This window comes from Vibrio sp. 2134-1 (genome assembly GCF_033339495.1).
The window spans coordinates 1-646 of sequence record NZ_JAWOUS010000544.1; the positions used below are offsets into that span (position 1 = coordinate 1).

The following is a 646-nucleotide window of genomic DNA, read 5'->3' on the forward strand; positions in this document are numbered from 1 at the left end:
TATTGAGCGCCTTATCTCTGTCAATGCCGAGAATTTGGCAAGCACTGCGGTTGATGGAACGAAGCACACCTTGTGCGTCAATGCTGAGTACACCTTCTTTGATAGTACTCATGGTGACTTCCAGTTCACCATACAGACGGCCGATCTCTTCTGGTTCGAAGCCTAAAATCGCGCGCTGGAATTTTCGAGACGCGTAATTGGACACCACGGCATTTGCCACCACTACGACGACAACCATCAAAATTAAAAAAGCGAGGAATGGCTCAATGCGATCTTGGAGCCTGTCGAGCAAATACCCCACCGACACCACACCAATGATGTTACCTTGTGCGTCGAATATCGCCGCTTTACCGCGGACGGAATAACCTAAAGAACCGCGAGCTGTAGACACATAGGATTGACCTTCGACCAGAGCTCGTTGATTGTCGCCCCCTTTCATAGGCTTACCAATTCGCTCATCTACCGGATGAATTAAGCGCACGCCTTGGTTATCCCCAATCACAATAAAGGCCGCACCAATCGCTTTAGTTAGTGCGCGAAAGGACTCTTGATAAGGTTCTGGCTGCTGAGTTTCCACCATCTTAATGACGATTTCAGACTCTGCGAGGAAACGGGCAACACCGAGTGCCTTTTCACCCATTTCGTG

The 646-nt window shown here is 49.4% G+C and carries 1 pseudogene; it reads right to left on the minus strand.

Annotation, left to right across the window (positions count from 1 at the left end):
- Nucleotides 1–646, minus strand: a pseudogene (locus R7R78_RS27130) (histidine kinase); the annotation flags it as partial.